The organism is Shewanella mangrovi (genome assembly GCF_000753795.1).
Lineage (GTDB): Bacteria > Pseudomonadota > Gammaproteobacteria > Enterobacterales > Shewanellaceae > Shewanella > Shewanella mangrovi.
The window spans coordinates 1-14,829 of sequence record NZ_JPEO01000005.1 but is presented as its reverse complement, the minus strand read 5'-3'; the positions used below and the strand labels follow the sequence as shown (position 1 = coordinate 14,829).

At 48.0% G+C, this 14,829-nt stretch carries 13 protein-coding genes; 8 read left to right on the top strand and 5 right to left on the bottom strand.

The annotated features are described in order from the left end of the window. Positions 1–179: 179 nt before the first annotated feature. The 5 genes from HR45_RS08710 (at position 180) to HR45_RS08690 (ending at position 8,032) form a co-directional block, all read left to right on the top strand. The gene (locus HR45_RS08710) at positions 180–605 is read left to right on the top strand and encodes a hypothetical protein (RefSeq protein WP_037442044.1); all 426 of its coding nucleotides are present in this window, start codon (positions 180–182) and stop codon (positions 603–605) included. Between the two features lie 115 nt (positions 606–720). Then, complete coding sequence (locus HR45_RS08705) at positions 721–1,083, top strand: heavy metal-binding domain-containing protein (protein ID WP_052074626.1); 363 nt, start codon at positions 721–723, stop codon at positions 1,081–1,083. A 40-nt stretch (positions 1,084–1,123) separates the two neighbouring features. Further along, positions 1,124–2,815 (top strand): efflux RND transporter periplasmic adaptor subunit, encoded by a 1,692-nt coding sequence (locus tag HR45_RS08700; RefSeq protein ID WP_052074625.1) that lies wholly within the window; start codon positions 1,124–1,126, stop codon positions 2,813–2,815. Continuing rightward, on the top strand, positions 2,796–5,930 hold the full coding sequence (locus HR45_RS08695) for an efflux RND transporter permease subunit (protein ID WP_037442042.1): 3,135 nt from the start codon (positions 2,796–2,798) through the stop codon (positions 5,928–5,930). Before HR45_RS08700 ends, HR45_RS08695 begins: the two co-directional genes overlap by 20 nt. A gap of 179 nt (positions 5,931–6,109) precedes the next feature. After that, complete coding sequence (locus HR45_RS08690; RefSeq protein WP_037442040.1) at positions 6,110–8,032, top strand: alpha/beta hydrolase family protein; 1,923 nt, start codon at positions 6,110–6,112, stop codon at positions 8,030–8,032. Positions 8,033–8,110: 78 nt separating this feature from the next. Here HR45_RS08690 and gpsA read toward each other — a convergent pair whose 3' ends face one another. The 3 genes from gpsA to HR45_RS08675 form a co-directional block, all read right to left on the bottom strand. Next, positions 8,111–9,130 (bottom strand): NAD(P)H-dependent glycerol-3-phosphate dehydrogenase, encoded by a 1,020-nt coding sequence (gpsA, locus tag HR45_RS08685; RefSeq protein ID WP_037442039.1) that lies wholly within the window; start codon positions 9,128–9,130, stop codon positions 8,111–8,113. Between the two features lie 6 nt (positions 9,131–9,136). Then, positions 9,137–9,613: a protein-export chaperone SecB gene (gene secB / locus HR45_RS08680; protein WP_037442037.1), complete on the bottom strand. Its 477-nt coding sequence runs from the start codon at positions 9,611–9,613 to the stop codon at positions 9,137–9,139. Positions 9,614–9,728: 115 nt separating this feature from the next. After that, positions 9,729–10,157 (bottom strand): rhodanese-like domain-containing protein, encoded by a 429-nt coding sequence (locus HR45_RS08675; RefSeq protein ID WP_037442035.1) that lies wholly within the window; start codon positions 10,155–10,157, stop codon positions 9,729–9,731. Positions 10,158–10,378: 221 nt separating this feature from the next. Here HR45_RS08675 and gpmM point away from each other — a divergent pair, with 221 nt between their 5' ends. The 3 genes from gpmM (at position 10,379) to HR45_RS08660 (ending at position 13,944) form a co-directional block, all read left to right on the top strand. Beyond that, complete coding sequence (gene gpmM / locus HR45_RS08670; RefSeq protein ID WP_037442033.1) at positions 10,379–11,911, top strand: 2,3-bisphosphoglycerate-independent phosphoglycerate mutase; 1,533 nt, start codon at positions 10,379–10,381, stop codon at positions 11,909–11,911. 28 nt (positions 11,912–11,939) lie between these two features. Beyond that, complete coding sequence (locus HR45_RS08665) at positions 11,940–13,055, top strand: murein hydrolase activator EnvC family protein (protein WP_037442356.1); 1,116 nt, start codon at positions 11,940–11,942, stop codon at positions 13,053–13,055. Positions 13,056–13,182: 127 nt separating this feature from the next. After that, positions 13,183–13,944, top strand: a complete 762-nt coding sequence (locus HR45_RS08660) for a divergent polysaccharide deacetylase family protein (protein WP_052074624.1) — start codon at positions 13,183–13,185, stop codon at positions 13,942–13,944. A gap of 1 nt (position 13,945) precedes the next feature. Here HR45_RS08660 and HR45_RS08655 read toward each other — a convergent pair whose 3' ends face one another. Continuing rightward, entirely contained in the window at positions 13,946–14,398 is a 453-nt protein-coding gene (locus HR45_RS08655; RefSeq protein ID WP_037442029.1) for an Rrf2 family transcriptional regulator, read from the bottom strand. A 12-nt stretch (positions 14,399–14,410) separates the two neighbouring features. Continuing rightward, positions 14,411–14,662, bottom strand: coding sequence for a YkgJ family cysteine cluster protein (locus HR45_RS19245; RefSeq protein WP_081933431.1), 252 nt, complete (start codon positions 14,660–14,662; stop codon positions 14,411–14,413). Positions 14,663–14,829: the final 167 nt, after the last annotated feature.

The following is a 14,829-nucleotide window of genomic DNA, read 5'->3' as shown; positions in this document are numbered from 1 at the left end:
GCGCGATAATCGCGTTCGCATTTTGCCATGACAACAACGTCGCTATATTGTGAGAACGATCGATTTTAAGTGATTGCGAATACACAAGTATTTCGGCTAAGGTAAAAATGTAGTTCGCCACACTGGCTATATTAGCCAAAGGTGAATATACCTAGCAGTCGTTTAATTCGGATTTTATTATGCAAAGCATTCGTCGCTACATCTGGACATTATTGCTGTTGCTCGCATTTGTCGGGCAAGGGCTGGTGTCTAATGGCATGACAATAATGCCTGCAGCAAAAGCCGAACCGCTAGACGCTATGATGTTAGCGCATCACCAAATGAACTCCGATATGAAATGCTCAGACACTGCAATGCCCGATTGCTGCGATGGCAAAATGGCGTTAACTAGTGTGCTTCCCGACGCGCCTGCTCACCATTGCGGCGATAGCAAAGGGATGTGTTGTAAGGGCCATTGTCACTGTACTGTGGCATCTATAGCGGGATCATTGGTAACTGCGCATATCTGGTCTAACAATCGACTGCCAGAAACTGCTGTCGCGACTCCTGAACCTCATTTCACCTCTATCGCTGTTAATCCAGCCTTTAAACCACCTATAGCCTAATCTCCACGGCACACGTGTGCCTAAAATCTGTTAACTGAATAAAATATTTAACATTTTTGGTATTGTTGCACTTAGCGATCAAGCAAGTTGCCATGCCATATTGGAGAACAACAACATGAAATCTTTTGTATCTATTGCGTTTGCTGCAGTCATGGCACTGGCATTTGCGTTTAACTCTTTTGCTGCAGAACAACCTGCCCATGAACACGAGCATGCAGCAATGAATGCTGTTTATCACTGCCCAATGCACCCTGAAGTCACAGGACAAAAAGGTGATAGCTGCCCGAAATGTGGCATGAAGCTGGTCAAAGCGGAGCAAGCTGTTTACCACTGTCCTATGCACCCTGAAGTTACCGGACACAAAGGCGACAGTTGCCCGAAATGTGGCATGAACCTCGTACCCGCCAACGATATGAAACATGGTGATATGAAGGACATGAAACACATGGACGATATGAAGCACATGCACCAACAGTAATTAGGCGCTTTGGTGAAGTTGAAGTAGAGGAATTGAGGTCATGAGTCGTAAACATCACACACGTAAAATGACATGCTTGTTCGCCATGGCGCTGACAGCAGCGTTGCCACCAGCCGCACCATTACTGGCGGCAACACCCAGCCAAACTGCCGTCGCTACGGCAGTGCAAGCGCATGTTCATGGTGAATACTACTGTCCAATGCATCCGCAAGAGCGCAGCGACAAACCGGGTCGCTGCCCGATCTGCGGCATGTTTTTAGTTAAAGATGAAGATGATGCCACGCCGCAGCAAAACCCAGCTGCTGCGGCTGGCTCTCTGGTAGAAAATGCGAAAGCCAACAAAGCCCAAGATGAAGGCAAAACCTACACGTGCCCAATGCATCCTGAGGTGATTACCCATGAGCCGGGTCGTTGCCCTATCTGCGGCATGTTCTTAGTGGAAAAAGAAGATGGCGCCAACCAAATGCAGATGGAGCAAGCGACGCAGCAACAGAGCGCAGCTCAGCAAGCGGTTACACCAAAGGCTACCGATAGCAGCTCGCAACATCAGCATAAGTTAGTGCCGCAGGCGGATAGTTCGGGTTCTGGTACCATCAAATATGTCTGTCCAATGCATCCGCAAATTGTCATGGATGCGCCAGGCACCTGCCCAATCTGTGGCATGACCTTAGAAAAAGTGGAAATGGGGGGCCATCAGGATCAGGTGCAGGTCAACGTATCCGGCGGCATGCAACAAGCCCTAGCATTGAAAGTGGCCAAGGCGCATCACCAAACCATGTGGCGCTTCGTTGATACTGTCGGTGAAGTGGATTATGACGAAAGCCAAATCACCCATATTCACTCGCGCGTCAGTGGCTGGGTGGAAAAGCTCACCGTCACCTCCGCCGGTGATAAGATCAAAAAAGGTCAGTTGCTCTATGAGATCTACTCGCCTGAGTTAGTCAATGCGCAGGATGATTATCTGCTCGCCGCCGACAGCCTGAAACAACATGGCACCAATAACCGTAACAGCGAGTTGTTGCGTAAGGCACAAACCCGTCTGGAATTACTGGGCATTAGCCGCGATCAGATTAGTCAACTGGAGAAAACCGGCAAAACGCTTTACCGCGTGCCTTTCTTCGCCGAAACCGATGGCTATGTCACCAATCTCAACATTCGTGATGGTATGTATCTGCAACCCGCGACCGAAGTGTTGTCTATGGTCGACTTACACAAGGTGTGGGTGATTGCCGACGTATTCGAAAATGAGCAAAGTTGGCTAGAAGTCGGTCAACCGGCTGAAGTCAGCATTCCCGCCATGGGCATCAAAAATCTCGAAGGTAAGATTGACTATATCTACCCCGAACTCGACCCAGTGACCCGCAGTTTACGGGTACGCGTGGTATTAGATAATCCCAGCATTAAATTACGCCCCAATACGCTGGCAAAAGTGTCCATCTACGGTGGCGCTAACAAAGATGCGTTAGTGGTCCCACAAGAAGCACTGATCCAAACCGGTAAAGAAAACCGTGTTGTGGTCAAAACCAGCGACCAAGGCTTTGTCGCGAAGCCAGTGACGACGGGCATGATGAGCCGCGGTCAGGTAGAGATCCTCTCCGGTATTTCCGCAGGCGATGATGTGGTAATTTCCGGCCAATTCCTGTTGGATTCTGAAGCGAGCCTCAAAGGCAGCTTGTTGCGCATGTCAGCCAAACAACCACAGGAGGCCGACGATGCTAAAGACCATCATTGATGCATCCATTCGCCAACGCGTAATGGTGCTCGTGCTGGCAGTGATAGTGATGGCGGTTGGTATTCATGCCATGAAGCAAACACCGCTGGATGCACTGCCGGATTTGTCCGATGTGCAGGTGATTATTAAAACTGAATACCCTGGCCAAGCCCCTAAGTTGGTTGAAGAGCAGATCACCTATCCGCTCTCTACCGCCATGTTGGCAGTACCGGGTGCCAAAACCGTACGCGGTTTCTCGATGTTTGGTGATTCCTACGTTTATGTAATTTTTGAAGATGGCACCGATATTTACTGGGCACGCTCACGGGTATTGGAATATCTAAGCCAAATCGGTAACCGCTTACCAGACGGTGTACAGCCATCGCTTGGACCAGACGCATCTGGTGTAGGTTGGGTGTTTGAATACTCACTGGTTGATAAAAGCGGCAAGTTGGATCTATCACAACTGAAAAGCTTGCAAGACTGGTATCTAAAACTGGAACTGCAAAGTGTTGCTGGCGTGTCAGAAGTGGCGACTGTAGGCGGCATGGAGCAAACCTATCAAGTGGTGCTCGATCCCGACAAAATGGCGCTCTATCGTTTAGATATTGCCACCATCAAAAATGCCATTAACAAAGCGAACAACGAAGCAGGCGGCTCAGTGGTGGAAATGGCCGAAGCTGAGTATATGGTGCGTGCTAAAGGTTATCGCCAAACATTGGCCGATTTTCAGGAGATCCCGCTTGGAGTCGCCAGTCCGGCAGGTACCCCATTGCTCCTAAAAGACGTGGCTTATATTCGTAAAGGGCCAGCGGCACGCCGCAGCATTGCCGAGCTCGATGGAAAAGGTGAAACCGTTGGCGGCATCATTGTGATGCGTTACGGTGAAAACGCCTTGGCGACGATTGAAGCGGTAAAAGCCAAACTGGAAGAGCTGCAAGCTGGCTTACCAGATGGCGTTGAAGTGGTACCGACTTACGACCGCTCCACCTTGATTGAAAACTCGGTAGAGAACTTAGTGCACAAGGTGATAGAAGAGATGGTGGTCGTCAGTATCGTCTGTCTGCTGTTCTTGATGCACGCCCGCTCAACCTTAGTTGCCGTTATCACCCTGCCGATGTCGATCTTGATGGCCTTTATTGTGATGAACCACATGGGGGTTAACGCCAATATTATGAGCCTTGGCGGTATCGCGATTGCCATTGGTGCAGTAGTCGATGGTGCGATTGTGATGATTGAGAACATGCACAAGCACTTGGAGCATTTTGAGCACCAGTATCAACGACGGCCTAACATTACCGAGCATTGGACCATTGTCGCGGAATCCTCCAAAGAAGTGGGCCCAGCGCTGTTCTTCTCATTGCTAATCATCACCCTGAGCTTTGTGCCGGTATTTGCGCTGGAAGATCAGGAAGGCCGCTTATTTACCCCGTTGGCCTACACTAAGACTTTTGCCATGGGCGCCGCAGCAATTTTGTCGGTGACCTTAGTCCCTATTCTGATGGGACTGTTTATTCGCGGCAAAATCCCCTCAGAAACCAGTAACCCGATTAGCCGCGTGTTGATTGCGGGCTATAAACCTGCGCTGTCATTAGTGCTGCGTTTTCCTAAAATCACGCTGCTACTGGCCATTGTGACGTTAATTAGCGCCTGGTATCCGGCCACCCGCATGGGCAGCGAGTTTATGCCAGATCTGGAAGAAGGCGATCTGCTGTATATGCCTACGACCCTGCCAGGGATCAGCGCAGGTAAGGCCGCGCAACTGTTGCAACAAACTGACCGATTGATCAAAACCGTGCCGGAAGTAAAACGGGTATTTGGTAAAGTTGGCCGCGCTGAAACCGCCACAGACCCAGCACCACTGACCATGCTGGAAACCACCATCATGCTCAAGCCTAAAGATGAATGGCGAGACGGTGTTAAGCTGGACGACATTATCGACCAACTGCAAAAAACGGTAAAAGTGCCCGGTTTAACCAACGCTTGGGTACAACCGATCAAAACCCGTATCGATATGCTGTCTACCGGGATAAAAACCCCTGTAGGTATCAAAATTACGGGTTCGGATATTAACGAGCTGCAAAGCATTGGTGCGCAGATTGAAGCTATTTTGATGCAACAACCGCATACCCGCTCCGCTTATGCTGAACGTGTCGGTGGCGGCCGCTATATTGATATTACGCCTAAGCTGGACGTGGCCTCACGTTACGGCATGACCTTGAGCGATATTCAGGATGTAGTGCGTTATGCCATCGGTGGTATGGACGTGGGTGAGTCAGTTCAAGGAGCTGAACGCTATCCAATCAACCTGCGTTATCCACGCGAACTACGCGATAACATTGAGAAGCTGCGCGACCTGCCCGTCATTACCAAATCAGGTAACTATCTGCCACTGCGTAATCTGGCTGACATTGAAATTACGGACGGCGCGCCAATGCTGAAAAGTGAGAATGGCCGCTTAATCTCGTGGGTGTTTGTTGATATCAAAGGCACCTCGATTGGTGAGTATATCGATACCGTAAAACCGATTCTGGCCGCGAACGTAAAACTGCCTCCGCGTTATAGCTATGCCTTTGCTGGACAATATGAGTATATGCAGCGCGTTACCGCCAAATTGGAGCAAGTGGTGCCAATGGCGTTAGCGGTTATCTTCATTCTGTTGATGATGACCTTTGGCTCTGCTCAGCAGGCGGCAATTATTATGCTGTCACTGCCGTTTGCCTTGGTGGGCAGTACTTGGGTGTTGTATGGTCTTGGCTTCAACTTTTCCGCTGCGGTAGCGGTGGGGATGATCGCATTGGCCGGGGTTGCCTCTGAGTTTGGCGTGGTGATGTTGGTCTATCTCAACAACGCCATCAAACATCGCCAAGATAACAATATGTATGACACGGTGAGTGATCTAAAAGCCGCACTGATTGAAGGCGCAGTCATGCGTATTCGCCCCAAGGCGATGACGGTTGCCACCATCTTCTTCGGCTTGCTGCCGATTATGTGGGGCGCAGGTTCAGGTAATGAAGTGATGCAGAAGATTGCCGCGCCTATGGTCGGCGGCATGATTACCGCGCCAATTCTGTCGCTGTTTGTATTGCCCGCCATTTATTTGCTGCTGTACCGTCGCCAATTGAAACAGGGTTAATCGTTACCGTTATGCTCAAAAAAGGATGCCAACAGGCATCCTTTTTTACTGTTTAGAGACATTGTAATTCGGTTGTTTGATGTGACATAGGTACTAATCTCCACTTATTGCGACGAATTGCCCACCTGAATGTGGTACGTTAAGATTATGTAACAGCATGTCAAAAAAGGATTTTTACCATGATAAAACCGTTGCTACTAGCAGTAGCATTCTGTTGTTTATCGGCTCAGGCCGTGACCGTCGCAGATCTCGCAAAACATCCAGAATTCTATAACGTCAAAATATCTCCTGACGGTAAACACCTCGCTATCTTAGTAAATAAAGATAACCACAAGACCTTAGCCTTCATGCGCACCAAGGATTACCAGATCACTTACGCGCTATCCAATTCCAGCGATCAACAACCCGGCCAATACTATTGGGTCAACAATGAACGGGTGCTGATCCAAATCGAGCGGATTGGCGGCTCATTGGAGCAACCAAGAGATTATGGCGAGATCTATGGCATCAATTATGACGGCAGCAAACAAGCATTGCTAAACAGTTATAAATCGCCCGGCTTGGCACGCTCAAATTACGGTCAGGGCGGTTATACTCAACTGCTTTATCGCCTGCCTGAAGATGAGCGTAATGTGTTAGTCAGTCAGACTAACGCTGATTCAAACGCGCAGTTTGTCTCTCAGCTCAACATCGTCACCCAAGTACAAAAGATGAACATTTATACTGGGCGTATGATTAAGGAAAAGGTTTCACCCATTGGCTATAACCGCTTTTTGGTTGATAACAATGGTGTCCCCCGCTTTGTGGTGGGAAAAACGGCGACAGACCAAACAAAATTATTCTATTCTGATGGCAAAGGTGAGCAATGGATAAGCTTTGACGAAGATGGTGAGAACTTTCAGCCACTCGCCTTTTCACAAGATAATCAAAGTGTTTTTGCTCTCAAAAGTGTTAATGGCGCGCCTGCGGGTTTATACCGTTATGACCTAGCCAGCCAAAAACAAACCTTGCTTTACCAAAGTAATATTGCGTCGCCCACTGCGCCTTTAAAATCAAGCATCAGTGATATTTATGGGGTGCGACTAGATGAAGATTACCCCAATTACTTCTTTATTCGTGATGACCTGAGAGTTGCACAAATACACCAAGCCCTCGTCCAAGCGTTTAAGGGCAGTAGTGTTGAGATCACTAGCCGTACTGACGACGGTAAACTGATGGTAGTGCATGTTAGCAGTGACCGAGATCCTGGCCAGTTTTATCTGTTCAATACTGACACAATGAAAGCCAAGTTCTTATTGACGGCAATGGCGTGGATTAAACCCGCTGAAATGAGTCCTACAGAAGCATTTCGTATTAAAACGGCTGACGGACAATCTCTCACGGGCTACCTGACGCTCCCTAAGAATAGTGACGGCAAAAATCTCCCCACCATAGTAATGCCACATGGCGGCCCCCATGCGCGAGATTACTGGCGTTTCAGCGCTTGGGTGCAGACGTTGGCAAGCCAAGGCTATGCCGTTGTACAAGTAAACTTCCGTGGTTCAACCGGTTTTGGCAGCAACTTTATGCGTGCGGGGTATCAAGAATGGGGCGGAAAAATCCAAGACGATATTTATGCAGCCACGCAATATGCGATACAAACAGGCGTATCCAGTAAAGATCATATCTGTATCGCCGGAGGCAGCTTTGGCGGCTATTCAGCAGTACAGAGTGCAATTCGCTATCCCGATACCTATAAATGCGCCATAGGTTATGCTGGCGTTTACGATCTGCCACTGCTTTATAAAGATGGCGATATTAAAGACATTCGCTGGGGTGACAGTTACTTAGACAAAACGCTGGGATTGGATAATAAACAACAACAAGCAATGTCACCGACTTATAACGTCAACAAGCTTAAAGCGGCATTATTTATCGTCCATGGTGAAGAAGATAAGCGGGCCCCAATTTCACAAGCCTACGCACTCAAGAAAGCCCTTGATGACATCCAGTATCCTTATGAATGGATGGTGAAAGCCAATGAGGGACACGGCTTTTACAAAGAGGAAAACATCAGGGAATTTTACGACCGCAGCTTGGCGTTTATCAAAAAGAATATCTAACCAACACGTGGGATGATCAAAAAAGGATGCCAATCGGCATCCTTTTTTATGCGGTCGGGCACAACTCACTGTAGCGAGCTATTCCTGACTACCGGTTTCCGATTTTTTCTCGCGTGCTAAAAGCTCTTTAGCGGCATCCAACGGTGATTTACCGAGATACAACACTTGGTATATCTGCTCAGTAATAGGCATTTCTACCCCTAAGCGGCTGGCTAACGTAAACACCTCTTTGGTGTTACGGTAACCTTCAACCACCTGCCCAATTTGCGTTTGAGCAGTATCGACATCCAACCCTTGTCCCAACGCCATACCAAAACGGCGATTGCGCGATTGGTTATCGGTGCACGTCAGTACCAAATCACCTAAGCCTGCCATCCCCATAAAGGTTGCATCTTTAGCGCCGAGAGCTACACCGAGACGAGTCAACTCAACGAGACCGCGGGTGATCAGTGCCGTTCGAGCGTTGGCACCAAAACCGATGCCGTCAGACATACCTGCACCAATGGCAATCACGTTTTTCACCGCACCGCCGAGTTGCAAACCGATAAAGTCATCGTTGGCATATACCCGCAGGCGTTTTGGACTATGCAAAAGCTCGACTAAGTCGGCAGTGAAGCCTGCATCCGTTCCCGCGACAGAAATCGCAGTAGGCAGGCCAGCAGCCAGCTCTTTAGCGAAGGTAGGACCCGATAACACCGCTAGCGGATATTTATCACCGATCACTTCTTGTGCAACGTCTTTCAACAAGCGGCCAGTGTGTGGTTCCAACCCCTTGGTCGCCCACACAATACGCGCATCATCACGCAGTAAAGGCTTAGCCTGAGTAAGCACATCAGCGAACACGTGGCTTGGAACCACAATCAAGACATTACGCGATGCCGCTACTGCCTTGGCCAGATCGGCTTCCATGACCAACTCATCAGGAAAGGCGATACCCGGCAAAAACTCTTCGTTACTGCGCGCTTGAGCTAAACGCGCGACGTGATCGGCTTCATGGCCCCAGAGTACTGTGCGATGGCCATTACTTGCCAAAGAAATGGCAAGAGCGGTGCCATAAGAGCCCGCTCCCAGTACCGTAATTTCGGCTTCAGTGGTCATGGAGAATTAAGCTTCAGTAGTTTCCGCAGCTGTTTCTGCTTGACGAGACTGTACATATTGGGCGAACAGAGCGTCAAAGTTAACAGGTGCCAGATTCAACTGAGGGAAAGTACCGCGAGAAACCAAGCTTGCAATAGTTTCACGTGCATATGGGAACAGCACGTTCGGGCAATAAGCGCCGATTGAATGTGCCATTTGTGGTTCAGTCAGACCAGAGATAGTGAAAATACCCGCTTGTTGTACTTCGCACAGGAACGCAGTTTCTTCGCCCAATGTTGCAGTAACGGTCAACGACAGAATCACTTCGTATACGTCATCACCCAATTTTGAGCTACGAGTATCGAGATCCAACTTAACTTCTGGTGTCCATTCCTTTTGGAAAATGGCAGGGCTGTTAGGCGTTTCAAATGACACGTCTTTAATGTAAACGCGTTGAATGTTGAATTGTGGGCCTTGTGGTTCGTTGTTTGTAGCTTCAGCCATAATGCTTTACCTATTCTTTTTCGATGCCCCAAGTTGGGCTAATGTTAGTTGAGGGCATCTGTTACGCGGAATACCGGTCATCATCCCAATTAAACTGAACAGTTGTATGGTCGCGTTATTTTTTGCGACTAACAGGCATATTGGCCGCCTGCCATTCCCCCATACCGCCTTTCAGGCTGTAGACCTGTTCAAAGCCATCTTTTACGAGAAATTGCCCCGCTTGCGATGATGTCATCCCGGCGTTGCATACTAGTATGATGGGTTTAGATTTGTACTTTTCAACCTTTGTAAGGCTATTTTTAATTTCGGCCATCGGAATATTGTGCGCGTTCACAATATGTCCCTTGCGGTATTCTTCCTGGCCACGCACATCCACCACCACTGCTTCATGCTTATTAATCAGCATGGTCGCCTGCTGGGTGTTGATGTTTTTTACTTTGGAAAACGCCATCTTGAACGTTGTCACGATCACCGCGACAAGTAAACCAACCCAAGCCACGCACAAGATAGTGTGTGCTTGAAAAAATTCGATATATTCTTGCATTGTTACTGCCTGTGTTGAGCGAGCCTCAAATAACAAGCGCTGAGTATACCCATCCCCCAAGCAGATTGCAGCAGTTAAAACCCCGCTTTTGTACGGTGATCAAACCGCTATTTACGATGAATTCCATTACACCAATCGGTTAAGCGCCGCTTTTTCGGGCTTAGCAGCTGTAGTAATATTTAATCAGATAAGAATTTTTCATTTACATTTAGGTATCAATTATGAAGGCTATTAAAGGTCCTTTGGCGTTATTGATTCTCGACGGATGGGGCTCTCGCAGCGACACCAGCAATAATGCGGTGTTTCACGCTAAGACTCCTGTACTCGACGGACTCACTGAAAAGTACGCCCACAGTTTGATCTCCGGCTCCGGACTTGATGTCGGTCTGCCTGATGGACAGATGGGCAACTCAGAAGTGGGCCATATCAATATCGGTTCCGGCCGTATCGTTTATCAAGAGCTGACACGCATCGGCAAAGCCATTGATGATGGTGAATTCTTCGATAATCCAGCGCTAGCTAAAGCGGTTGACGCAGCCGCTGCGGCTGATGGTGCGGTACATATCATGGGACTACTGTCCGCCGGTGGTGTACATAGCCACGAAGACCACATTGCCGCCATGTGTCAAATGGCGGCTAAACGTGGTGCTAAGGCGATTTATTTGCACGCATTTTTGGATGGCCGCGACACTCCACCTCGCAGTGCTAAAAGCAGCTTAGAAATGTTTGATAAGCTGTTTGCCGATTTAGGCGTAGGTAAAATTGCGTCTGTGGTTGGCCGATACTACGCCATGGATCGGGATAATCGCTGGGATCGCGTATCGCAGGCTTACGAGCTAATCACTGAAGGCAAAGGCAAATACAACACCGCTTCTGCTGTCGAGGCATTAGAAAATGCCTATGCTCGCGATGAAAACGACGAATTCGTCGCCGCCACCACCATTGGTGACGCAGTAGAAGTCAATGATGGCGATGCACTGATCTTTATGAATTTCCGTGCCGACCGCGCCCGTCAAATCACTCGTGCCTTTGTGAACCCAGATTTTGACGGTTTTGTTCGTAACAAAACACCAAAGGTTAACTTCGTGATGTTGACCGAATATGCGGCCGATATTGACGCTGCTGTAGCATTCCCGAAAGAAGAATTGGTCAATACCTTTGGCGAAACGCTACAACAACAAGGCATGCGTCAGCTGCGTATTTCTGAAACAGAGAAATATGCTCACGTCACCTTCTTCTTCAATGGTGGTATCGAAACACCATTTGAAGGCGAAGACCGTATTTTGATCAACTCACCTAAAGTTGCCACTTATGACCTGCAACCTGAGATGAGTTCGGCAGAACTGACCGATAAGTTAGTTGAAGCCATTGAATCATCTCAATATGATGTCATCATCTGTAACTATCCTAACGGGGATATGGTTGGCCACACCGGTAGCTTTGATGCCGCGGTAAAAGCCTGTGAAGCTGTTGATAGCTGTTTAGGTCGCGTAGTGGCAGCGTTGGAAAAAGTGGGTGGCGAGTGCATTATCACTGCTGACCATGGCAACGCTGAGAAAATGGTCGATGAAACTACTGGCCAACCGCATACCGCCCATACCAGTGAACTGGTGCCATTTATCTATGTTGGCCGTGAAGCCGAGATCGATAATGGTGGTCGCCTGAGCGATATAGCTCCATCAATGCTGACTTTGTTAGGAAAAGACGTTCCGGCAGAAATGACCGGCAAGGCTATCATTCACGTTAAAGAGTAACCACGTACCCGTGATTATTAACGCAACCATGAAAGCCAGCATCATTGCTGGCTTTCTTATATTCAGCATTCACGCCTTTGCAGCTGATCTCGACAAACGTCAATCAGAACTCAAAGCTATTCAGCAGCAAATTGCCTCCGAGCAGCAAGATCTGCAAAGCAGTAGCCAGCAACGCGACAAACTGGTTCAACTGCTAAAACGTGATGAGCAAGCCGTGGGGGATGCAGCGAAAAAACTGAATCAAACTGAAGGCCAACTCGAAACTTCACGTCAACGCATCAGCGAATTAGCTAAGCAAGAAAGTCAGCTGTCACAGCAGCAACAAGCACAGCAACAGGTACTGGCGAAGCAGTTAAAAAGTGCATTTCTCGCGGGCAACCATGACTACAGCAAAATGCTGTTGAATCAGCAAGATCCTGCCACTGTTGAGAGATTGCTCACCTATTATGGCTACCTCAATAAAGCGCGTATGACCGCGATTGAATCACTAAAGAAAACACGCACAGAGTTACTCCAAGTACAGCAACAAGCTAAAACAGAGAATGAACGGCTCAACGCCTTAGCAGTCGATCAACGCGCGCAATCTAATCAACTCGCGGCAGAACAACAACAACGACAAAACACTCTCGCACAATTGCAGAAAGTGATTAACCAAAAAGCGTCTGGTCTAGAACAACTGCAGATTGAAGAAGCATCGTTGAAGCGCGTCATTGAACAGGCGATGAAGTCCATGTCCGAAAGCCCAAGCATGGAAGGATTGGCAAAAAGTAATGGTCGTCTGAATTGGCCCACAAAAGGCGCTTTACGTCATGCATTTGGCAGCACTCGCTCAGGCAATGTGCACTGGAAAGGCGTGGTAATCGATGCGCGCGAAGGACAAGCGGTCAACGCTCCGGCATCAGGCAAAGTCATCTATGCCGATTGGTTAAAAGGCTTCGGCTTATTGATGGTCATCGACCATGGCCAGGGCTTTATGAGCTTGTATGGCTACTCACAAGCGTTATTGAAAGATGTCGGCGATACCGTAAAAGCGGGTGAAGAAATTGCTTTGGTAGGGCGTTCTGGTGGGCAAAGTCAATCAGGGCTGTATTTTGAGATTCGCCATAAAGGTGAAGCTGAAAACCCGGCTAAATATTGTCGTTAACCGCTACCGCGGCTTGACACTACCTAGGCAACAGCTGGTATAAAAGACAACGAAGGATCGTCAACATTATTCGAGTCAGTCGATAGTCATGCTGACCTAACTTAATAAAAATTATTACATCATTATAGTGCGCCGACTTTTATTGGGACTATTGCTAGTTCTGTATTACATACCATGCAATGCAGGACAACTTGCTATCATCATCGATGATATTGGTTATCGTCATACCGACGAGGATGCATTGTCTCTTCCTGCCGGTATCACCCTGTCAGTACTGCCACATACTCCCCTAGGACATAAGCTCGCCGAACAGGCACACCTCAAAGGCCATGAAATTATGGTGCACCTGCCGATGCAGGCATTAAACGGTAAAACCATGGGGCCGGGAGGGCTTAACAATAAAATGGACGAAGCTGACTTCAAGCAGACCGTTGTCGATGCCATCAATAGCGTGCCTTATGCTAAAGGCAGCAACAACCATATGGGGAGTCTGTTGACCCAATTAGATAAACCGATGAGTTGGCTGATGCAGGTGCTAAGGAGTGAAAACTTCTACTTCATCGACAGCGTCACCACTAAATATTCCCGCGCAGAAAAAGAAGCGACAACATTCAATGTGCCAACCTTAAGACGTCAGGTGTTTCTTGATAACCAGTTGAGTGAGCCTAAGTTGGAACGGCAATTAGCTGAAGCAATAACCTTGGCGAAGCAAGATGGGCAGGCAATCCTAATTGCACATCCTTATCCAGAAACCATCACGTTTTTGAAGCGCCAATTAAAACAGCAATTACACCAACAAGGCGTTGAACTCGTCAAAGCGTCTGAACTGCTTTCCTTCCAATTTGCCAAAGAGCAAACCAACAAGGCACAGAATAAAGAACAGCTTTAAGCTAATCAGCGATAGTAATGGTCTGCTGTAGAGGTAATAATCTCCGCAACTCCACATCATTCTTAACGATATCGGCTAACGTGTATTGAGCCAACACATCCAGATACGCATCTACAGCATCAGTTAATACGCCACGCAGCGCACACGCTGGCAATAATCGACAATAGGGCTTAGCACAATCAATAGGCGCTAGCGAGTGCTCAAGATCGCGCACAAGTTGCCCCATATTGATCTCACTCGGAGTCTTGGCCAAACTAAAGCCGCCAGCTTTACCTCTCACGGTATGTAAATAACCCAATTTACCTAAGTGATGCACAATCTTAGAAACGTGATTAGGCGACAATTCAAATACGTCAGTAATCTCAGCGATTCTAAATAAGGTGTCCCTATTTGAGTTTACGGCAAGATACATCAGTGTACGAATGCCAAAGTCTGTATATCGCGTTAGTTGCATCAGCTTATCCAGTTAAGAGGTGTGTTGTTCGAGTAACGTAATGATTTGATACGCCTCTTCATTGGTGCTGCCACACACGTCACGAGTCGGCGAAAATTGAATACAAACCTTAGGTCTTTCTGGCAATCCAAACAGACGGCAAAGATTGTTCTCGTCTAACTGGACACACCTTGTTCCGGCAGGCTTACCGTCAGGCATTCCTGGAATATAACTACTTATGGAAGGTGCTATACAACATGCACCACAGCCCGCTCGACAATCCAACAGTGTTACCCCAGTATTCAGACGTTGATTATAACGTACAAAAAAATGTGAATTGGTGCGCTAATCACAGAGCAAAAATAAAACCCAGCTAACAATTTGAGTTTTTGCACTATAACACCAGCAAATACAGATATAGAGAAATACGAAAACAAAAAGGCCTCGTCTTT

Coding starts and splice junctions, on each gene's coding strand:
- HR45_RS08710 (WP_037442044.1), top strand. CDS start 180: ATGCAAAGCATTCGTCGCTACATCTGGACATTATTGCTGTTGCTCGCA.
- HR45_RS08705 (WP_052074626.1), top strand. CDS start 721: ATGAAATCTTTTGTATCTATTGCGTTTGCTGCAGTCATGGCACTGGCA.
- HR45_RS08700 (WP_052074625.1), top strand. CDS start 1,124: ATGAGTCGTAAACATCACACACGTAAAATGACATGCTTGTTCGCCATG.
- HR45_RS08695 (WP_037442042.1), top strand. CDS start 2,796: ATGCTAAAGACCATCATTGATGCATCCATTCGCCAACGCGTAATGGTG.
- HR45_RS08690 (WP_037442040.1), top strand. CDS start 6,110: ATGATAAAACCGTTGCTACTAGCAGTAGCATTCTGTTGTTTATCGGCT.
- gpsA (WP_037442039.1), bottom strand. CDS start 9,130: ATGACCACTGAAGCCGAAATTACGGTACTGGGAGCGGGCTCTTATGGC.
- secB (WP_037442037.1), bottom strand. CDS start 9,613: ATGGCTGAAGCTACAAACAACGAACCACAAGGCCCACAATTCAACATT.
- HR45_RS08675 (WP_037442035.1), bottom strand. CDS start 10,157: ATGCAAGAATATATCGAATTTTTTCAAGCACACACTATCTTGTGCGTG.
- gpmM (WP_037442033.1), top strand. CDS start 10,379: ATGAAGGCTATTAAAGGTCCTTTGGCGTTATTGATTCTCGACGGATGG.
- HR45_RS08665 (WP_037442356.1), top strand. CDS start 11,940: ATGAAAGCCAGCATCATTGCTGGCTTTCTTATATTCAGCATTCACGCC.
- HR45_RS08655 (WP_037442029.1), bottom strand. CDS start 14,398: ATGCAACTAACGCGATATACAGACTTTGGCATTCGTACACTGATGTAT.